This is a genomic window from Bradyrhizobium yuanmingense (assembly GCF_900094575.1).
Lineage (GTDB): Bacteria > Pseudomonadota > Alphaproteobacteria > Rhizobiales > Xanthobacteraceae > Bradyrhizobium > Bradyrhizobium yuanmingense.
Genome location: NZ_FMAE01000004.1, coordinates 610656 through 629933 on the forward strand (window position 1 = coordinate 610656; position 19278 = coordinate 629933).

Genomic DNA, 19278 nt, shown 5'->3' on the forward strand with positions numbered 1-19278 from the left:
GTCGCCTCTGTTGCAGTGCTCGCTGACCGCATCGGGCGATCCTGCTAGCGTCGGTCCCTTGAGATGGAGAGGAAGCATCGTGATGGACGCCGCGATCCCGCACGACCAGGCAGCCGATCGGCATTCCCACCTGGTTCGACCCCAAGACATGGATTGGCAGAAGACGCGCTTTCCGGGCTGCGAGGCCAAGACGCTACTGTTCGATCGCCGTACGGGGCTGATGACCGCCTTGATGCGTTTTGCGCCAGGATCGGTGCTGCCCGATCACGAACATGTCGGCATCGAGCAGAGCTGGGTGATCGAAGGCGCGCTCGTCGACAAGGAGGGTCCGGCCAAGGGCATTGCCTGCAAGGCCGGCGAATTCATCTGGCGCGAGGCGGGGAGCCGGCATGCCGCCTGGTGCCCCGACGGCGCGTTGATCCTGGCGATCTTCCAGGTGCCGAACAAGTTTTTCGAGGCCGACGGCCGCGTGGTCGATGCCGCTGGCCAGGGCTGGGATGAGACCTGGGGGCACACCGCGGCGCAGCGGGCGCAGAGCGCCTGATCGCCTTCACGCGCCGCGCATCAGCAGCGCCTTGAAGTCGGCCCGCGCGCGCTGCGCCTCAGTGCGCGCGACGTCGGAGGCGTCGCCCATGCCGAAATAGCCATGGATCAGGCCGGGACCCTCATGGTGCTTGACCTTCACGCCGGCGGCCTCCAGCGCCCGCGCATAGGCGGCGCCTTCGTCGCGTAGGGGATCGAACCAAGCGGTGGTCACGACCGCGGGCGCGACGCCGGCCAAGGAGGCAGCCCGCAGCGGCGAGACGCGCCAGTCGCCGGCGTGCGCGGGATCGGCGAGATAATGGCCGCAGAACCATTCCATCGTCGCCCGCGTGAGGAAGTAGCCCTCGGCGTTCTCGCTGCGCGAGGGATAGCGCGCGTTCTCGCGCGCATCGGCATAAGCGCCGACGACGTCGGTGACCGGATAGACCAGCAGTTGCGCGGCGAGCTTGATGCCGGCTTCCCGGCAGGCGATCGCGCTCGTCGCTGCGAGATTGCCGCCGGCGCTGTCGCCGGCAACGCCGAAGCGCCTTGCGTCACCGCCAAATTCCGCGACGCGGCCAAACACGTCGCTGACCGCGGCGAAAGCATCCTCGAAGGCGCCGGGAAAGCGCGTCTCGGGCGGGCGGCGATAGTCGACGGAGACGACGACCGCGCCGGTCTCGATCGCAAGGTTGCGCGCCTGCCGGTCGTGGGTTTCGAGATCGCCCGCAACCCAGCCGCCGCCATGGAAGAACACCACCGTCGGTGCCGGCGCGGCGCCGACCCGATAGACCCGTGCGGGAAGCAGACCGGCGCCGCCTTTCACCCTGATATCCTCGACGCTATCGACCGGCGGCGGCGGAATGGCGGCACGCGAGGCAGCGAGTGCGCGCAAGGAATCGCGGGCGCTCTGTGGCGTCATGACCGTGGGATCGCGCATCGGCATGAGCGGAATGATCTGGGCGATGACGGGATCGAGCGGTGCGGCCATGGGCTTTCCTCACAGGGTTCTTGGTCTTGCTTGGTCATTAGCATAGGTTTTGCGGGCCGCATCGGCAACCGGCGTGCGTCGCAAGGCCGGACGAACGGGCAGGGAGGTTCACGAGGTGGAATTCGAGACGCTGGTCCAGTCGCGCCGCAGCGTGCGTGGCTTCAAGAACGAGCCGGTGCCGCGCGCGGTGATCGAGGCGATCATCGAGAGCGCCAAGCGCGCGCCCTCGTCGATGAACACCCAGCCCTGGCATGTCCATGTGCTCACGGGTCATCCGCTGGAGGAGGTGCGTCGCCGCAACATGGCGGAGATGGCCGGCGGCGCCAAGGTCAAGCGCGACATCATCAGCCATGGCGAATACCAGGGCGTGCATCGTACCCGGCAGGTCGACATCGCCAAGAAGCTGTTCGGCGCGATGGGAATCGCGCGCGACGACAAGCCGATGCGGCAGGACTGGGTGCTGCGCGGCTTCCGCCAGTTCGACGCGCCGGTCTCGCTGGTGCTGACCTATGACCGCGTGCTCGATCCCGGCGCGGTCTGCCACTTCGATCTCGGCGCGCTCTGCTACGGCATCGTGCTCGCGGCGTGGGACCGCGGGCTCGGCTCGGTCATCAACGGGCAGGGCATCATGCGCTCCGACATCGTGCGCGAGGTCGCCGAGATTCCGGAAGACGAGGTCATCATGACCTGTGTCGCGATGGGCTATCCCGATGACGGCTTTGCCGCGAACGCCGTGCGCTCGGACCGCGAGCACAACCACCAGTTCGTGCGTTACGTGGGTTTTGCCGATTAGCACGAGCAAGAGGAGATTATTCTCTGGCGGAAAATTTTTGGTGCGGTGTCGCGAGTGGCCTCTTGCAATCTCGAAGTCGCGGGAGGAACAATATGCGGACTGAGAGGTTTGTTGCTGGCGCGAGGGAATTGATATGCGGCGGCTGGCTAGCCTGGTTCGGCGGTTCTTCGGTCCGCGACTGCGGCCCAAGATCGATGATGATCCAAGTCTTCCTTTCACACCCGAAGAGTTCGGCCGGCTGATTCGCAGCGGCCGGCACGAGGACATGAAGCTGCTGGCCGACGGGCTGGCCTGCCGCTCCATCCCGCGCCGCGCCAGCCATCGTGCGACGCATTAGGCTGCGCTCGAGACGGGTCACAGCGCTCACCGCGTGAGCGCGACCTGCTTGAACGCGCGGACTAGCGCCTTCTCCAGCTTGCCTGTCATCTCGCACAGAACGTCGTAGGCCTCCGCGCGCGGCATGGTCGGCTTGTAGTGCCGGTGCTCGATCAGGGCTGCGAAGATGTCCGAGATCGTTAGAATCCTGACGATATCGCCAATGTTCTCGGCGCAGAGCGCATCGGGATAGCCGCTCCCGTCGAGGTACTCGTGATGATGGCGGACGGCATCGAGAATCTCCGGCGAGATCCCGTCATGGTCCTTGAGAAACGTATGGCCGGCGGCGGGATGCGTTTCGATCAGCGTGCGCTCGGCGGCATCGAGGCGGCCCGGCTTGTCGAGGATGGCGAGCGGAATCTGCGCCTTGCCGATGTCATGGAACATGGCCGCCGAGTAGAGACGTTCCAGGTCGGCCCTGCCGACGCCGAGGCTCAGTCCGAAGTCGATGGCGACACCGGTGACAAGCAGGCAATGCTGATAGGTTCCTTCGTGGTGCCGCCGCACCGTCATGAGCCACTCCGTCAGGCCATGCCGGGTGATGCGATCGGCGATCTGGCGCCCCGCTTCCTTGGTGGCGTTGACGTCAAGCGGCTGGCCCAGGGTGACGGAGGTAAACATGGATGCGATCGCGGTCGCGGCGGTCTCGACGGCAGTGTCGGCCTGCGCGCTCTCGCGCGACGCGGCCGAGAGCGGATCAGGCGGATCGGACAGCGCCGCCAGCAGCCTCGCCCGGTTGATGGTGCCCGGAAGGACCAGTGTCGCTCCAAGCGCATAGGCCTGCGAAACGGCGACATGCGAGGTGTGCTCCAGCAGGAAAATCCGCTTCTTCGCCTTTGCGAGCTTGCCCGCCCGTTTCTTGATCGCCGCGATATTGTCGACATCGCGAAGCTCGGCGCGAATGACGATGGCGGACGGCACCTCTGACAGCTTGGCCTCGGCGTCCAGCCGCTCGCCCGCGACGGCGAAGCGTTGCTCGAGGAGCGAGCACACACCGGCCAGCTTGTCGGACGTGTCGGCCAGCACATGAACGAATGGGCGCGGCGCTGCAGCGACCGCGACGCCGCCAAGGCTGGTGGGTTTGAGTGTGGTTTGCGCGTTCTGCACGGATATGCCCCGGAATAGCGCGGGCTCCAATCGATGGGTCGAATTCTCGGTCTATTTGGCCTGATCGGAGCTCTGCGCTGCGGCAGCCGGCGCAATCGCCTGCTTCTTCTTGCTTTGTGCGGTGACGAAGTGGATGCCAGCGGTGGTGCCGTCGATCCAGACCAGCTCGCAGCGCCGGTAGGCCAGGCCCGTCGACGACAGCAGCATGAAGAATTCCTTGGCCTGGAGCACGTCCAGCGTGCCCTCGACCTCGACCTTCGCGCCCGTCTGCGAGACGTCGAGCAGGACGCAGCTGCGCCGCCAGGTGCCGTCGGATCCCATGAGATTGACCGGTTGCCTGTGGTCCATTTTCACGCGAAAGGCTTTGCGACCGTCGAACTTCATCGGCTAACCCCCATCTTTTTTGCGTCGCGATGTCCCCGACCGCACTCCTTGGCGTTTGCGGCAATTTCGCCCCACCGCACCGTCCACTGGCTGGTCGACAGCAGCAGCGTCTCGAAAATGTGCTGCGCGCGTTCGCGCTCGGCGAAAGAAAGCCGTGTGCCGCTGCGGTTGCTCAGGATGGCGAGCGTGGTCTGCCAGTTCAGCCGCGAGGCGCGGCAGGCCATGACGAGACCCTCGCAATCCTCGTCGGTCATGACATGTTCGACGATTTCGATGGGAGCGCCTGAAAGCACCGACAGCGCGGTGATGAGGTTGGCGGGCTCGCCGCGGATGGCGAAGCGGTTCACCGTGGAATCGTTCAGCTTGCCGATGCGGCTGAGTGCAACGATCTCCGGCCGTGCGCTTGCATAGGCGGCCGCGGAGGGTAGCTTGGTGACGATGGGTGCGGCCGTTGCGGCTTGAAGCGAGACGGTGGCGTTCGGCCCGATGCCGGATTTCGGCGCCGGCGAGGCCGACAGCAACTTCCGCATGACTGTGTCGGGCGTGTCGGGCCTGAGCGCCAGTGCCTTGGTGAGTTCGTCATCCACCAGGCACTTCTCAACCAGCGCAACGTAAGCGGCTTCGGAGAATCTTGCCTCGCTGTTGCCGATCAGCGCAAGACAAACGCTGGAAGTGCCCCCCTTGATCAGCGTCTCCATCACCGGTGGATCGATCGACGCGCGGCCGGCGATGGCACATTGCTGCCGTACGCCGCTCGCGGCTGCGATCAGTTTGAGATCGGACGTGGACAATGACTGCGAGCGGAGCAAAACGGGGCAGGCGACTTCCGGGTCGCGGTGCGAGGCGAGACGTCGCACGGTGTCCGGCGGAGCTACTTTGAGCTCTGCGAGCGCCGCGCTGACATCGATCAGCGTGCTGGCCTCGACCCGCTCGATCAGTCGCAGCAGGACGCCGTCGACCACACCGGCGAGCAATTCCTGGGACCGACCGCGGCTGCTTGTGAGCAGTTGCAAAAGGCCGAAGAGAATGCGGGCGCACCGGTCCAGCGGACACGTTGCGACCGCGTTCTCCAATTCGGCCAGATTGTCGGCAGGCGAATTTGCCGTCATGGCAGGAGCCTGAAATGAAATAAATTGCACAATCAAACGACGGTTATTCCGCCGCAAAGGCGTTAATTTGAATCTTAAATGGCAACGCCTTCGGTATTGGCGCACCGCCTCAATCGCAGGAAACGCTATCGAAATTCGGCGAGACAGGGTTGTCCCGGATTGTTCTTTCAACCGGCCCGTCTCCAATTGATCAGGGCACGTTAGGATCGATTCTAACGAAATAAACCGAAGGAGGCAGCGAACGGCACCCCGCGGCCGGACGCACATTCAGAGCGGCGCGGCATTTTTCGTATTTCCATGAACAGCATTGACGATGTGCCGAGGTCGGCACTCAAAACATTTCGTTTTTCAGACGTCGACGAATTTCGAAGCGCTATACGCGGGCTGAATTTCGAATTCACCCCTTTTGTGCGGAAGATTTCGGCTGAGCAGACGATCTTGGCCTTACCGGGCTGCGACGTGAATTTGACGCGCGCGTTTCCGCGGGTGGTTGACGCACAACTCGTGGAGAATTGCACGGCGATCGGCTTCACGATGGATGATCTCAACGTGCCAATTCGCTTTAACGGCTCGCAACGGGCGCGACCCGCCGTGGTCATTGGCAGCGGCGGGGCGGCCTACACCACCGTCGAGGAGGTGCAGCGGCAAATCGCCTCGGTGGTTTTCCGGCCCGAGGTGAGGGATCGTGGCTGGCCGCCCACGCTCTCGAGCTTCAAGATTTTTGAAATCTCCACGGCCGGCTTGCAGCGGTTGCGCGGCGTGGTTAGGGAGGTGCTGGCCGAGGCGGCCGGGCCGATTTCGGCACCGGAGCTCTTGTTGAAGGGCGCGGCGATGAAGGAGTCCCTGCTCGGAGCCGTTGACGAGGCCTTTGCGACGATCGTTCCGGCCCGCTGGACCTTTGCACCCAACGACGGACGGAATTTCAGGCTATTCCAGGACATCCGCGCGCTGCTGTCTGACCACCTGTCGGAGCCGATTTACAGCGATGAGATCGCGCGCAAGCTGGGGCTGTCCGTTCGGACCATGCACGACGTCGTGCGCCGCTATCGCGGCATGAGCCTGCACCGCTATTTGCGTCTGCATCGGCTGTGGCTGGTGCGTCGGCGCCTTCTCGCCGGGGCCGATAGCGTCAAGGCGGTCGCGCTGGCGTATGGCTTCTGGCACCTCAGCGATTTCTCCAGAAGCTACCGCGACCAGTTCGGCGAGACGCCGTCGCAAACACTGGACCGCGGTCGCGGAAGGTAGAACGATAAATCGGGTAGGGCTGGGCGCCGGTTTCGTGCTACCGTTCGGCCATGAGCAATCGCATTCTCGTTCTCTACGGTTCTTACCGTTCCGACCGCATGGGCATCCGCCTTGCGAATTTCGTCATCAACCGGCTGCGCGATCGCGGCGAGGACGTCGAATTCATCGACGCCAAGGCGATCGGGCTGCCGATGCTGGACCGGATGTACAAGGAACATCCCAAGGGCTCGGCGCCGGAGGCGCTGGAGAAGCTGGCCGGGCAGATCCGCGGCGCCGACGGATTCGTCTTCGTCACCGGCGAGTACAATTGGGGCATGCAGCCCGGGCTGAAGAACCTCACCGACCATTTCCTGGAGGAATGGTTCTGGCGCCCGGCCGCGATCGTGAGCTATTCGGCCGGCCGGCTGTCCGGCGCGCGCGCAGCGACCGCCTGGCACGGCACGCTCTCGGAGATGGGCATGGTGGTGATATCGAGCACCATCGGTGTCGGCCCGATCGCGCAGACGCTGTCGGACGCCGGCGAGCCGATCGGCGACGGCGGCAAGGCTCTGGAGCGCTCGTTCCCGCGCTTCGCCGACGATCTGACCTGGTGGATCGAGGCGGCGAAAGCGCAGCGCGCGCGCAAGGCGCCGCCGTATTGAGGTCGCGTAGCCTGGATGGAGCGACAGCGTAATCCAGGGTCTCGCGCGTCAACGGCACTGTCCCGGATTGCGCTGCGCTCCATCCGGGCTACGACTTCGCGTCCTACGCCGCCCGGACCTCACCGAGGAAGCGCTCGAACTGGCCGGCGAGATCGCGCGACTGGGTCGAGAGCTGCTCGGCCGCGCCCAGCACCTCTCTTGCCGCGGCGCCGGTGTCGTCGGCGGCGCGCTGCACGCCGGAGATGTTGCTGTTGACCTCCTGGGTGCCGCGGGCAGCCTCCTGAACGCTGCGGGCGATCTCCTTGGTCGCCGAGCCCTGTTCCTCGATCGCCGCGGCGATGGCGGTGCCGATCTGGTCGATCTCGGCGATGACGTCGGCGACGTTGCGGATTGCCGCCACCGTCTCGTCGCTCGCGGTCTGGATCGCGGTGATCTGCTCGGAGATCTCGGTCGTGGCCTTGGCGGTCTGCCCGGCCAGCGACTTCACTTCGGAGGCGACCACGGCAAAGCCGCGGCCGGCCTCGCCGGCGCGGGCGGCTTCGATGGTCGCATTTAGCGCAAGCAGGTTGGTCTGTTCGGCGATGCTCTGGATCAGCGTCACGACGTCGCCGATCTTCTGGGCGCCCTCGGCGAGCGTCCGCGCGGTGTCGCCGGTGCGGCGGGCATTGTCGACGGCACGGGCCGCGATCTCGGTGCTTTGGGCGACCTGACGCCCGATCTCCGCGATCGAGGAGGTCAGCTCTTCGGTGGCGCTCGCGACTGTCTGCACGTTGGTCGAGGTCTGTTCGGAGGCGGCGGCGACCACGGCGGCCTGGCTGTTGGTCTGCGCCGCCGTCGAGGTCATCGACTGTGCGGTGCTTTCCATTGCAGCAGAGGCCCGCGACAGGCCGCCGACCAGCTCGGTCACCTTGGCCTCGAAGGCGCGGGTGAGATCGTCGAGCGCCTGGGCGCGGCGCATCTTGCCGTCGTTCTCGGCCTGCTTCTCGGCCGCGAGCCGATCGGCGCGGATCATGTTGTCCTTGAACACCTGAACGGCCGCGGCCATCGCGCCGATCTCGTCGGAGCGCTCGGCGCCCGGAATGCTCTCCGCAACCTCGCCGTCGGCGAGCCGCGACATGCGCGTCGTCAGGCCGACGATCGGCGCGCAGACGCGGCGGCGAACCGTCACGATGAGGCCGGCGCTGGCGATCAGCACGGCGACAAGGCCGACGAGCGCGATCGTGAAGCTGGTGTGCGCGGCCGACGAAGCGCCGGCGAGAATCTGCTCGGCGTTGTCGTAGAAGGCGTCGCGGACGCCGATGATGGTGCCGAGGCCGCGCTGCGTGGCGGCGTAATAGGTGTCCATGTCGTGTTCGTACTTGCCGGTGATCGCGCCGTCCTTCACCAGCTTGAGCTCGCGGCCGAACTCCTCGACATAGATCGCGTTGAACTTCTCCAGGGCCTCCGCGACGTTCGCCGGCGTTGTTGGATTGCCGCGCAATTCCTGCAGCGACATCACGATCTGATCGTTGCGGCCCTGCGAGCGGGCAATGTCGGCCTTCTCGGCGTCGGTCGCCGGCTTCTTTCCGCCGAGGAGGTTCTTGTGCAGGCTGGAATTGAAGCCGCCGACGTCGCGCAGCGTCATCGCGACATTGGCGTAGCTGGCCTGCCGGTAGGCGTCACCGTTCAGGATCGCCATGCGGCGGACCTGCTCGTTGAGCAGCGCAGTCACGCCGCCGTTGAGCACGGCATTGTCGGCGACGATCTTCTTGGCCGCGTCTTTGCGCGCCTCGGCGGGACCCGCCAGCGCCTTGTCGATGGCCTCGCGCAACGCGGTGAACTTCGCGTTGATGCCGTCGATGTTGCTGCCGATCGTGGTGCCGTCGTCGAACGGGCCGGGCAGCTCCTTGCGCAGTGCATTCATCTTGTCGCGGGCGCGGTCGGTCTGCTTGCGCAGCTTGTCCTGCTCGGCCAGCAGCGCAGGGTCGATGGCCGCGGGTCCGTAAAGGATGTTGGTGGAAAAGCCGCGCTCCGGATTGAGATAGCGCGGGATGTCGCTGACCGCACGGACGATTGCGAGCCGCCCCTGCGCTTCAGTGATCCGTTCCATGGTCTGGTACTTCGTCGCGGCGACGTAGACGGCGAGGCCGCCGCCGACGGTCGAGAGCGAGACGATGGCGCTGGTCAGGAGCGTACCGATTTTCATGATCTGTCCGGCAAATAACGGAGAAGTATTTTGCCCGGACGATAGGGCGGCCATGTTAATCTGCGGTTTACGCTCCCTGGCCGGCTCAGCTGTAGGTCGCGCTGACCGATCCCAGCGGACCAAAATCGGCAACGTAGGTCTCGCCAGCCTTGGGCCGGAGCATACCGGTCAGCGTGCCCGTGCTGATCGTCTGGCCGGCCTTGAGACCGATGCCGGTCCGCGACAGCTCGTTGGCAAGCCAGGCCAGCGGCACCAGCGGATGGTCAATCGCCTCTGCAGCGGAGCCGCGGCGTCTCTCGATGCCGTTGCAATTCAGGACGACATCTTGAGTGGCGACGTCGCGGCTACGCCAGTCGGCGATGGGCTCTCCGAGCACGATCGTTCCTGATCCGGAGCCGTCGGCCATGATCGCCGGCATCGGCGGAAACGCCGCATCGTGAATGAAGCGGCACTCGGCGAGCTCGATGCCGGGATGCAACGAGACCACGGCGTCGCCGACCTCGTCCACCGTATAGGGCTTCGCGCGCGGCGGCAGATCGGCGCCGAGACGCGCCTGGAACTCGACTTCAGGGATCGGGCTGCATTGTCTGGCATGCTCGACGCTGGCGGGCGAACTCTTGATCAGGGGCGCGAACACCCGCCCATAGATCGGCGCGGAGATGCGAAGCTGACGCTGAAGCCCGGACTTCATGCCCGCGATCTTCCAGCCGACAACATCCCAGCCGAGTTCTTCTTCCACGATCTGCGCGACTTGGTACGCCGTGTCCGCATCCGGTGGGACCAGCCGTTCGTCGAGGCCGCTCTGTTGCCGGCCCTCGCGACGCAAATCGGCGAGCTGACGGGCGAGTTCGCGTTGTCGGGACAACTCCATTGCGCGTCTCCAATCTATTTGCTTGTGCGGGCGAGGGCGGCTGCGAGGACGATCTCCAATTCCTCCTGGACCTGATCGAGCGCGTCGGCGCTGCGGCTGGCGCGACACATCGCGACCGTGCCTTCGATCGAGGCGACGACGAGCGTTGCAAGCCGCTCGGCGCGCTCGGCAGCCAGTCCTTCGCGCAACAAGGCTGCCAGCATGATCCGCCGCCAATCGGCGAACACGCCTTCGGCGAGATCGAGCAGGTGCTGCTGCGCGGCCGCGTCGTCTTTGTCACTGGGCTCACCGACATAGCGATCGACCGCCACGGCGAGCACGGGGCAGCCGGCCTCGAAGCCGGTTGCCTCCAACTGGCGGCGCCATGATGCGACAAAAGCCTTGAGGCCGCCGATCACGCCGCGTTCGTTCATGGCTTTCTCCAGAGGAATGGATACCTGCCGGCCGGCGAAGGTCACGGCTTCGGCGATCAATTGCGGCTTGCCGTCGGGGAAGTGGTGGCTGATCGAGCCGCGCGGCGTCGCCGTGTGGCGGACCACGTCGCGCATGCTGGTGGCGTTGACGCCGCGGCGGCTCATCAGGTCGGCGGCGCCGGCGATCATCCTGTCGCGTGTGGTGGCAGTCATCGGGAATCCTGCAATTGGCCATCTCCATCTAGACTATGACACTTGACATAGGCAAGCCGTGCTGAGATATGACGAGTGTCATATTCGTGGAGAGGTGCCGATTTGACCATCATTACCGTCACCGCACCGGCCGGACGGCTCGGCCTGCCGCAGCGCCGGCAGCTTGCGGAAAGCCTGACCGACGCCGTGCTCGAGCCCGAGGTCGGCCAGAGGGCGCCGGCGGCCCGAATGGGGTTTCAGGTGCATTTCCACGACCTTCCGTCCGACAGCATGGCGATCGGCGGCCGGTTGCTGTGCGACCAGGACAAGCCGCGCGACATCATCACCGTCAACATCGCCGTCATGAACGCGGCCTGGCCGGCGGAGGTGCGCGCCGAGGTGATCCGCAACGTGCTGGCGCGGCTTGCGGAGGCCTGCGGCATGCCGGCGCCGTCGCCGACCTGGTGGGTCAATTTCGAGATCATCGATGAGGGAAGCTGGGGATCGCGCGGCGGGGTGCTCTCGATCCTTCAGCTGCTGGATTCCGGCGTGTTCACGCCGGCCCGGATCGAGGCGATCCGCGCGGCGCTTCAGCAGCCGGCCTGACTTGCTGCCAACACCAACAATCGGGAGACGAGCACATGAGCGAAGGTCAGATCGGCACCGAGGTGCACGGCCACGTCCTCAAAATCATCATCGCCAACGCTGCGAAGAAGAACGCGTTCACGCCTGCGATGATGGAGCAATTGTCCGATGCACTCACCGAATTGCACCACAACGAGGCCTATCGCGTCGGCGTGGTCTGCGCCGAGGGCGGGGATTTCACTGCAGGTCTCGATATGCCCAAATTCTTCGGTCCCACCGCGGAGAAGCGCAACACCAAGGACGGCAATGTCGACCCGTTCGGGCTCAACAAGCGCTGCCGCAAGCCGATCGTGACGGCAGTGCAGGGTATCGTCTACACCATCGGCATCGAGCTGATGCTCGCCGGTGACATCGTGGTTGCGGCCGACGATGCACGTTTCTGCCAAATGGAGGCGAGGCGCGGCATCGCACCACTGGGCGGCGCGCATTTCCGCTTCCTATCGCGGGCCGGCTGGGGCGATGCGATGTATCATCTGTTCCTCTGCGACGAGTTTTCGGCGCAGCGCGCGCATGCGATCGGTCTCGTCCAGGAGGTCGTGCCTGCAGGCGAGCAGATCGAGCGGGCGATGACGCTCGCCGCCATGATCGCGCGCAATGCGCCACTCGGCATCCAGGTGACCAAGGAAGCGGCGGCGAACTATGTCGAAGCTGGCGAAGCGGCTGCGATTGCCTACATCCCGAAAATTCGCGATCGTGTGCTCGGCAGTGCCGACGCCAAGGAGGGCATCCGATCCTTCATCGAGCGTCGCGCGGCCGTCTTCGAAGGACGTTGATCGGCGCCTGCTAATGCCGAGCCTGATCCAGCCTTTCGAGGATATCCAGCGTAGCGCCATCGCGTTCGCCTGCGAAATATCGGGCGAGCGCCTGATCGAAGACGGGCTCGTCGGAGACCGCGCCGAACAGCGTCATCGACGAGCGGAATTTGGCGTCATCCGGCGCGCCGAGGATCGCGTTGATGGTCCGGCCCTCGACCGCGAGCACCAGCCTGGTGCATTCGATCAGCCGGCCGCCCAGGATGGGGTGGGCGAGATAGGCCTCGGCCTCCGCGCGGGAGCCGATGGCATATCGCTGCGACATGGCGCTGGCGCCGAGACCTGCGACCTGGGGGAAGATGAACCACATCCAGTGAGTCTGCTTCCGGCCCCTAGCCAGCTCGCCCAAGATGTCGCCGTAGACCGGGTCTTGGGCCCGGACAAAGCGATCGAGATCGAACGGATCGGTCATTGGATACCTTAGGGGATACCTTTGGAGGGCCTTGGCGGCCCCGATTATGCCTAACTTTTGGCTCCCAATGTGGTAGCTGGTATAGAGTCTCTCCGGGTGGGGGTGGGTAAGCCCCCGGGGGTCGATTTGGGGATCTGATGGTTTCCGACGCAGCACACGCCGAGAGGCTGTTGTCGCGCCGCCGTGTCGGGCGGGCTGAAACGATTCTGCTGTCTGTGGCCGCGATGGCGCTGGCGCTCGGCGCCGCCGCGTGGGTCGCCGATATCAGCGATTCGACCCCGCTGGTCTCCGCGGCGTTGCCGCCGGCCAATGCCCCCTCTTTCGAGGACCGTTTCGCTTCGGCCTCGGCTGGCCCGTCGCCGCGCGAGCTTGGTCTGCGGGTGCTGGAGCGCTCCGCGGTGAATGCGGCCCAGCTCAGGCTGCGCGACGCCAAGGCGATGCTGGCTCAGAAGCTCCAGGGCGACGACTGGCGCTCGATCCTGACCGAGGACGACCGGTACATGACCGAGGAGGCGAGGCGCTCGCAGCGCGCCGATGCCATCCCCATGCCGCGCGCGCGTCCGGTCCAGGCGGACTTCTCCGCTCAGATCGCCTCCAGCCAGGCCTACGCGGACACCAATCTCAGGGTCGACAACCGCAATTTCTTCGAAAAATTCACCGACAAGATCAAGCTCGCCTCGCTGACGCCCGGCGACGGCCTGCTCGGCAGGGGGCCGGACCTCGCCGCGCTCGGCTACGATTCGCGCACCGCGGTCTATGACATCTCGGCCAAGGCGGTCTATCTGCCGAGCGGCGTGGCGCTGGAAGCTCATTCCGGCCTGGGCGCCCTGATGGACAATCCTGACCATGTCGACCGGCGGATGGTCGGCGCGACGCCGCCGGCGATCTACGATCTGAAGCCGCGCGAAAAGCCGTTCCACGGCGTCCGTGCGCTGCGCATGACCCCGGTCGAAGGCACCAGCGCGCTGGGCCGCGTCGGGCTGCTCACGCACAATTACCTGCTCGGGCCGCGCGGCGATTCCAACGGCTGCGTCTCGATCAAGGACTATGATCGGTTCATCAAGGCCTACGACAATGGCGAGTTCAACCGCCTGGTCGTGGTGCCGAGTCTGCGCGGCGCGGCGACCGCCTCGCAGCGCGCGAGCACCGATTCCTGATATTCGCCTGCGACGGCGGGGCTGCCGTTTCCCCTTCGTTAAGCCGTCCTCGTCCAGAAGCAGCCCATGAGCGATCCATCCAATTCCGAGACCCCGCTGCGCACGACGTTCAAGATCAAGCTGAACGGCGACACGCTGGCGATCGCGACCGTCGGTCAGGCCTATCAATTCCTGACCAACTTCAAATCGGTCGAGTGGATGGAATTTCGCTCGCTGCACGAGGACGCCGTCGCGGCCCTGGAAGGCGCCGCCGGTAACGCCATGCTGGCGGTGCAGGCAACCAACGCCGTGCGCGCGCTGTTCGTCAGCGCCAAGCTGCTCTGAGAGAATCTCTCCCTCTCGCCTGATCCGTCGCCCTCGAACCCACTGCAAGGCGGGTGCGACGAAGGCTTGCGCGTCCGCGCCAGGGAGAGGGAATATGAAATTGGCAGAATTCATTGCAGGCATCGACGTTGGCGCGGAGCAACCAACCGAAGCCGCGCTCACCGCCTTCGAGACGTCCATCGGCTGTCGCTTGCCGGACGACTATCGCCGCTTCCTGCTGGCCTGCGCCGGCGGCTATCATCAGGGGGGCGCCGACTTCAACTGGCCGCATGGGGACTGGGCGGGTTCGGTGCAGGAGGTCCTGGGATTGCGGTCCGACGAGTGCTCGCTGGTGCAGACGCGCCAGACGCCGCAATGGCCGACCGTCGATGAGCTGTTGTGGATCATGAGCGACCACGGCGGCAATCCGATCTGCATGACGATCGACAAGGCCCATTTCGGCGAGATCTGGTTTATGGACCACGAGATGGCCGAATACGAAAAGCCCTGGACACTGGCGCAGGCGATGTCCGATCAATGGGGCTATGTCCTGCCGCTAGCACCGACGTTCAGCGATTTCATCGCCGGCCTGTACGAGGAAGCAGCGGCCGCCTGAGGCGAGGCCGGGCCGAGCGGGCGGGTCCGCCGCGACATGCTGGGTCCAGCTGGTCCACGGTATCCGGTGCAAGCCCGACCTTTCTTTTCCGTCGCTTGAACTCCGCTCCCGGAACGGGCAAACGGTTCGCCAAGAAACCGTGGCCCAGGCCATCCATTCGACGCTGAGTTCAAGGGAGAGACTCCATCATGAAACGCCGTACATTCCTCCAAGGTGGTGCGGTCGCCGGCGCGACCACGCTGGTTGCGGCCCCTGCGATCGCGCAGAGCATGCCCGAGATCAAATGGCGCCTGACGTCGAGCTTCCCGAGATCGCTCGACACCATCTACGGCACGGCGCAGACCTTCGCGAAATATGTCGCCGAGGCCACCGACAACAAATTCCAGATCCAGACCTTCTCGGCGGGCGAGCTCGTGCCCGGCCTGCAGGCGCTCGATGCGGTCAGCACCGCATCGGTGGAGATGGCGCAGACGCCGCTCTATTTTTACATCGGCAAGGAGCCGGCGCTGGCCTATGCCACCGGCGCGCCCTTCGGCATGAACCATCGGCATCAGGAATCATGGTGGCACTTCGGGGGCGGCGCCGACCTCACCAACGAAGCGCTCAAACCCTTCAAGGCGCACGCCATCCTCTGCGGCAATTCCGGCACCCAGATGGGCGGCTGGTTCCGCAAGGAGATCAAGTCCGTCGACGACCTCAAGGGCCTGAAATTCCGCATCGCCGGCATGGGTGGCCATGTGCTGGCAAAGCTCGGGGTCGTCCCGCAGCAGATCGCGGGAGGCGATATCTATCCGGCGCTGGAGAAGGGCACGATCGACGCGGTCGAATTCGTCGGTCCTTATGACGACGAGAAGCTCGGCTTCTACAAGGTCGCCAAATACTACTACTTCCCCGGCTGGTGGGAAGGCGGTGCCATGTTGCACATGATCGTCAACGACGAGAAATGGAATTCGCTGCCTAAGCAATATCAGGCGATCGTCAACCAGGCGGGCGCGGCGGCCGGTGCGTGGATGCTCGAGAAATACGACAGCGTGAACCCCGGTGCGCTAAAGCGGCTGATTGCGAACGGCACCGAGCTGAAGGCGTTCCCGCAACCGGTGCTGGAGGCCTGCTACAATGCGACTCAGGACCATCTGAACGAGCTCGCCGCCAAGAGCGACCTGTTCAAGCGGACCAAGGAGAGCCACGACGCGTATATGAAGGAGGTGCTGTTCTATACGCAGATCGCGGAGAATTTCTACGACAACTATCTGCTCAGCAAGACGCGCAGCAAGACCTGAGCGGAAGAGGCGAGGGCGCGGTGTTTACGCCGCGCCCAGCTTCGTAGCCCGGATGGAGCGCAGCGCAATCCGGGAGAGTGCCGGGTGATGCGCGAGACCCGGATTGCACAAACGGGCGGCGCTTTCGCGCCGACCGTTGGCTCCATCCAGGCTACGGGACCGCGCCTCCACTCACGTAACTGCGCGGAGACATTAACCAACCATTAACCATATCGGCCGCATCGTTAACCATTCAATAACAGGGAACGAGTCGGCCGCCATGGAGGCTGCAGCAAAGGTCCAACGTCAGATGGTGCGCCTGCGCGGGCGCTCCTATGTGGCTTTCGTGTTCACGCCGACGGTTCCGGTCCAGGACTGGCTGCACGAGATCGACGCCACGATTGCGCGCTCGCCCGGCTTTTTCGCCGGACGGCCGGTGGTGATCGACCTGTCTTCGGTCGATCTCAGCCAGGCCGGCATCGGCCATCTGCTCACCAGCCTGCAGGACCGCAACATCCGCGTGCTCGGCATCGAGGGCGTGGAGGAGGGAAGGCTGACGCCGATGATGCCGCCGCTGCTGTCGGGCGGACGCAGCTGCGTGGTCGAGCCGAGCGCGCCGAAGAAGGCCGAAGCGAAGGTCGAGACCAAGCCGACGTCGCTGCTGCTTGAAAACCCCGTGCGCTCGGGCCAGACCGTGATCTTCCCGGAAGGCGACGTCACCATTCTCGGCTCGGTCGGCTCGGGCGCCGAGGTCGTCGCCGGCGGCTCCATCCACGTCTACGGCGCGCTGCGCGGCCGCGCCATGGCGGGCGTCAATGGACACACCAGCGCGCGCATCTATTGCCAGAAGATCGAGGCCGAACTGCTTGCAATCGACGGATTTTATCAGACCGCCGAGGACATCGACGAGGCCCTGCGCGGCAAGCCGGCGCAGGCCTGGCTGCAGGGGAATACCATGCGAATTACAGCACTGAACTGACCAGCAAAGGAGACATTTCAGATGAGTAAGGTACTGGTCGTGACATCAGGCAAGGGCGGGGTCGGTAAGACCACGACGACCGCCGCGCTGGGAGCTGCCTTGGCGCAGCGCGGCGACAAGGTGGTCGTCGTCGATTTCGACGTCGGCCTGCGCAACCTCGACCTCGTGATGGGCGCCGAACGCCGCGTCGTGTTCGATCTCATCAACGTGGTGCAGGGCGTCGCCAAACTCCCGCAGGCGCTGATCAAGGACAAGCGGCTGGAGAATTTGTGGCTGCTGCCGGCGTCCCAAACCCGCGACAAGGACGCGCTGACGGAGGAGGGCGTCGGCAAGGTCATTGCCGAGTTGCGCAGCCGGTTCGACTGGGTGATCTGCGACAGCCCGGCCGGCATCGAGCGCGGCGCTTCCATGGCGATGCGCTTTGCCGACGAGGCCGTGATCGTCACCAATCCGGAAGTCTCCTCGGTGCGCGATTCCGACCGCATCATCGGCATGCTCGATTCCAAGACGGTGCGGGCCGAGAAGGGCGAGCGCGTCGAGAAGCATATTCTCATCACTCGCTACGATCCCTCGCGCGCCGCGCGCGGCGAGATGTTGACCATCGACGACATCCTGGAGATCCTTGCCACGCCCTTGCTCGGCATCATCCCCGAGAGCCAGGACGTGTTGAAGGCCTCCAACGTCGGCACGCCTGTGACTCTGTCGAATGCCGATGGAGCGCCGGCACGAGCCTATATGGACGCCGCTAAGCGCCTCTGCGGCGAGAACGTGACAATGCACGTTCCTGCCGAGCGCAGAGGATTTATGGACCGGCTGCTGCGACGGAGGGCTGCATGAGCATGGGTCTGCTTCGACTCCTCCGCGGCAAGAAGGCCACAGCACCCGTCGCGCGCGAACGGCTGCAGATCCTGCTTGCCCATGAACGTGGAATGCGCGGCCAGCCCGATCTGCTCGGTGTGCTGCGTGAGGAAATTCTCGCTGTCGTGTCCAAACATGTGATGCTGGACCCGACCAAGGTCATCGTCCGGCTTGAACGCGGCGACGAGGTCTCGACCCTCGAGGTCGACATCGAGGTGCCCAACGATTTCGAGGGCAAGAAGGTGGCGGTCGCGTAGGGGACGCGGCCGCAGACTGCCGTTTTGGGGTGGGTGAGAAGGCGGTCCGCCGGGCATGGCGGGCCGCCTTTGTCTTGCCGTTCACATCGATTGGACGGAACGCGCCCCGCGCCTCGATCGTTGTGAACCACCCGCGGCAGCGTTGCACCGCGGCAGGTCAGACGGGAGAGCGCCCATGATGTCCGAGGTCCAGGTCCATACACTTGCCCGGCAGATGCTCGAACAGCACGGCTTTGCTGCGATCGCGAAGGCCGCTGAGCAGGCCCAGGCCTGCGAGGGCCGCGGCGAGGCCGATGAGGCCAGGGAATGGCGTCACATCGTGGACGCCATGAAGATCATGCGCGGCCCGCATCAGAGCTGACACTCGAACGCGCGAGTTTCAACGCTCGCCGCGATCGGCGCCTTGGGACGAATTGCGGTTCTGTGTCTGCGGCTGCGCGCGCTCGCCCGATTCCTTGCAGGGCAGGGGTTCCCACGAGCCGTCCGGCGCCTGCTGATAGGCACTGCAGGACGGCGAGGTGGACTTTTCCCCGCCCTTCTGGGCGTCGGAATTTCTCGCCAGTGCGGGCGCAGTCAGCACCGCGGCGGCTGCAATCGCGCCGGCGAAAACGAAATGGATACTCCGCATGAGGACCTCCTGTTCGAATTCGGAAAGAGGCCGCATGCTGTGAAAAATTATGACGATTTTGGGCCGCGGCAGAGGTTCCGTCGCGGCGTGCTTAACGGGGCGGCGCGCTAGCCACCCTTGCTGCGGATCAGGCCGGCGAGATTGGTCTTCTGGGCTTCGCACCAGCCGGACATGCCGAGGCGGCGCTGGTCCATGTCGGTCGCCTGGGTCGCGATCGCGACCTCCGCCATCAGGTCATCGTCCTGCTTCTCGCCCATCTTGCCGCCGGTATGCAGCCAGGCGATCGCCTTGCGCACCTTCTCGGTGGTGCCGTCGGGCAGGTGCATCTGCTGCGCCCTCTGCACGAGGTCCTGATAGGCGAGATCGGTATTGGGGCACTCGACCTTGGCGGCGAAGGCCTGCAAGACCATCGTCACATAGGTCGATCGCGGCGGCGCATCGCCCGCGAGGGCCGGCGCGGCCAACAGCAACAGGCCCGTCATCAGAAAACCGGTGCGCATCCCTGGGATCTCCTCCATTTTATC

25 protein-coding genes are annotated in these 19278 nt (G+C 65.1%); 15 read left to right on the forward strand and 10 right to left on the reverse strand.

From position 1 onward, the window contains the following. The first annotated feature begins 82 nt into the window (after positions 1-82). Positions 83-544: a cupin domain-containing protein gene (locus GA0061099_RS16415; protein WP_036022813.1), complete on the forward strand. Its 462-nt coding sequence runs from the start codon at positions 83-85 to the stop codon at positions 542-544. Between the two features lie 6 nt (positions 545-550). Here the strand turns inward: GA0061099_RS16415 and GA0061099_RS16420 are convergent, their stop codons facing one another. After that, on the reverse strand, positions 551-1513 hold the full coding sequence (locus GA0061099_RS16420; protein ID WP_036022814.1) for an alpha/beta hydrolase: 963 nt from the start codon (positions 1511-1513) through the stop codon (positions 551-553). A gap of 115 nt (positions 1514-1628) precedes the next feature. On the opposite strand from GA0061099_RS16420, the gene GA0061099_RS16425 reads away from it, so the two are divergent. Then, positions 1629-2306: a nitroreductase gene (locus GA0061099_RS16425; protein WP_074447943.1), complete on the forward strand. Its 678-nt coding sequence runs from the start codon at positions 1629-1631 to the stop codon at positions 2304-2306. 133 nt (positions 2307-2439) lie between these two features. Next, a complete protein-coding gene (locus GA0061099_RS16430; RefSeq protein ID WP_036000317.1) occupies positions 2440-2643 on the forward strand; it encodes a hypothetical protein in 204 nt (67 codons plus the stop codon). 26 nt (positions 2644-2669) lie between these two features. Here GA0061099_RS16430 and GA0061099_RS16435 read toward each other — a convergent pair whose 3' ends face one another. From GA0061099_RS16435 to GA0061099_RS16445, 3 genes are read right to left on the reverse strand one after another with little or no spacing between them, the layout of a single operon-like run. Further along, positions 2670-3788 carry an HD-GYP domain-containing protein gene (locus GA0061099_RS16435; RefSeq protein ID WP_036022820.1) on the reverse strand — a complete coding sequence of 373 codons (1119 nt, stop codon included), beginning with the start codon at positions 3786-3788 and terminating at the stop codon, positions 2670-2672. A gap of 51 nt (positions 3789-3839) precedes the next feature. Continuing rightward, positions 3840-4172, reverse strand: a complete 333-nt coding sequence (locus GA0061099_RS16440) for a PilZ domain-containing protein (protein WP_036000311.1) — start codon at positions 4170-4172, stop codon at positions 3840-3842. Next, the gene (locus GA0061099_RS16445) at positions 4169-5281 is read right to left on the reverse strand and encodes a DUF2336 domain-containing protein (RefSeq protein ID WP_036022821.1); all 1113 of its coding nucleotides are present in this window, start codon (positions 5279-5281) and stop codon (positions 4169-4171) included. Before GA0061099_RS16445 ends, GA0061099_RS16440 begins: the two co-directional genes overlap by 4 nt. A 297-nt stretch (positions 5282-5578) precedes the next feature. Here GA0061099_RS16445 and GA0061099_RS16450 point away from each other — a divergent pair, with 297 nt between their 5' ends. Both GA0061099_RS16450 and GA0061099_RS16455 read left to right on the forward strand, forming a co-directional pair. Beyond that, positions 5579-6526, forward strand: a complete 948-nt coding sequence (locus tag GA0061099_RS16450) for an AraC family transcriptional regulator (protein ID WP_036022823.1) — start codon at positions 5579-5581, stop codon at positions 6524-6526. Positions 6527-6576: 50 nt separating this feature from the next. Continuing rightward, entirely contained in the window at positions 6577-7167 is a 591-nt protein-coding gene (locus GA0061099_RS16455) for an NADPH-dependent FMN reductase (protein ID WP_036022824.1), read from the forward strand. Between the two features lie 103 nt (positions 7168-7270). Here GA0061099_RS16455 and GA0061099_RS16460 read toward each other — a convergent pair whose 3' ends face one another. The 3 genes from GA0061099_RS16460 to GA0061099_RS16470 form a co-directional block, all read right to left on the reverse strand. Beyond that, a complete protein-coding gene (locus GA0061099_RS16460) occupies positions 7271-9352 on the reverse strand; it encodes a methyl-accepting chemotaxis protein (protein ID WP_036022825.1) in 2082 nt (693 codons plus the stop codon). Positions 9353-9437: 85 nt separating this feature from the next. Beyond that, complete coding sequence (locus GA0061099_RS16465) at positions 9438-10223, reverse strand: 2-keto-4-pentenoate hydratase (RefSeq protein WP_036022826.1); 786 nt, start codon at positions 10221-10223, stop codon at positions 9438-9440. A gap of 14 nt (positions 10224-10237) precedes the next feature. Then, a complete protein-coding gene (locus tag GA0061099_RS16470; protein ID WP_244429306.1) occupies positions 10238-10825 on the reverse strand; it encodes a TetR/AcrR family transcriptional regulator in 588 nt (195 codons plus the stop codon). Positions 10826-10951: 126 nt separating this feature from the next. Here GA0061099_RS16470 and GA0061099_RS16475 point away from each other — a divergent pair, with 126 nt between their 5' ends. After that, positions 10952-11434, forward strand: a complete 483-nt coding sequence (locus GA0061099_RS16475) for a tautomerase family protein (RefSeq protein ID WP_036022829.1) — start codon at positions 10952-10954, stop codon at positions 11432-11434. A gap of 35 nt (positions 11435-11469) precedes the next feature. Continuing rightward, the gene (locus GA0061099_RS16480) at positions 11470-12246 is read left to right on the forward strand and encodes a crotonase/enoyl-CoA hydratase family protein (RefSeq protein WP_036022830.1); all 777 of its coding nucleotides are present in this window, start codon (positions 11470-11472) and stop codon (positions 12244-12246) included. A 10-nt stretch (positions 12247-12256) separates the two neighbouring features. On the opposite strand, the gene GA0061099_RS16485 is transcribed toward GA0061099_RS16480, so the two are convergent. Continuing rightward, positions 12257-12697, reverse strand: coding sequence for a DUF1810 domain-containing protein (locus GA0061099_RS16485; protein ID WP_036022832.1), 441 nt, complete (start codon positions 12695-12697; stop codon positions 12257-12259). A gap of 206 nt (positions 12698-12903) precedes the next feature. Here GA0061099_RS16485 and GA0061099_RS16490 point away from each other — a divergent pair, with 206 nt between their 5' ends. From GA0061099_RS16490 to GA0061099_RS16525, 8 genes are all read left to right on the forward strand, one after another. After that, positions 12904-13854 (forward strand): DUF2778 domain-containing protein, encoded by a 951-nt coding sequence (locus GA0061099_RS16490; RefSeq protein WP_036022844.1) that lies wholly within the window; start codon positions 12904-12906, stop codon positions 13852-13854. A gap of 66 nt (positions 13855-13920) precedes the next feature. Next, positions 13921-14178 (forward strand): hypothetical protein, encoded by a 258-nt coding sequence (locus GA0061099_RS16495; protein ID WP_036000273.1) that lies wholly within the window; start codon positions 13921-13923, stop codon positions 14176-14178. A gap of 94 nt (positions 14179-14272) precedes the next feature. Beyond that, positions 14273-14773 (forward strand): SMI1/KNR4 family protein, encoded by a 501-nt coding sequence (locus GA0061099_RS16500; protein ID WP_036022833.1) that lies wholly within the window; start codon positions 14273-14275, stop codon positions 14771-14773. A 188-nt stretch (positions 14774-14961) separates the two neighbouring features. Further along, the gene (locus GA0061099_RS16505) at positions 14962-16053 is read left to right on the forward strand and encodes a TRAP transporter substrate-binding protein (RefSeq protein WP_036000267.1); all 1092 of its coding nucleotides are present in this window, start codon (positions 14962-14964) and stop codon (positions 16051-16053) included. A gap of 259 nt (positions 16054-16312) precedes the next feature. Continuing rightward, the gene (gene minC / locus GA0061099_RS16510) at positions 16313-17011 is read left to right on the forward strand and encodes a septum site-determining protein MinC (RefSeq protein WP_036022835.1); all 699 of its coding nucleotides are present in this window, start codon (positions 16313-16315) and stop codon (positions 17009-17011) included. A gap of 21 nt (positions 17012-17032) precedes the next feature. Then, complete coding sequence (gene minD / locus GA0061099_RS16515; protein WP_036022837.1) at positions 17033-17848, forward strand: septum site-determining protein MinD; 816 nt, start codon at positions 17033-17035, stop codon at positions 17846-17848. Continuing rightward, the gene (gene minE, locus GA0061099_RS16520) at positions 17845-18126 is read left to right on the forward strand and encodes a cell division topological specificity factor MinE (protein ID WP_036000260.1); all 282 of its coding nucleotides are present in this window, start codon (positions 17845-17847) and stop codon (positions 18124-18126) included. The genes minD and minE overlap by 4 nt, the downstream gene beginning before the upstream one ends. Positions 18127-18301: 175 nt before the next feature. After that, entirely contained in the window at positions 18302-18487 is a 186-nt protein-coding gene (locus tag GA0061099_RS16525) for a hypothetical protein (RefSeq protein ID WP_036000257.1), read from the forward strand. Positions 18488-18505: 18 nt separating this feature from the next. On the opposite strand, the gene GA0061099_RS16530 is transcribed toward GA0061099_RS16525, so the two are convergent. Together GA0061099_RS16530 and GA0061099_RS16535 are read right to left on the reverse strand one after the other, a co-directional pair. Beyond that, positions 18506-18754: a hypothetical protein gene (locus tag GA0061099_RS16530; RefSeq protein WP_025035957.1), complete on the reverse strand. Its 249-nt coding sequence runs from the start codon at positions 18752-18754 to the stop codon at positions 18506-18508. A gap of 107 nt (positions 18755-18861) precedes the next feature. After that, on the reverse strand, positions 18862-19254 hold the full coding sequence (locus GA0061099_RS16535) for a hypothetical protein (protein ID WP_036000295.1): 393 nt from the start codon (positions 19252-19254) through the stop codon (positions 18862-18864). Between the last annotated feature and the right edge of the window lie 24 nt (positions 19255-19278).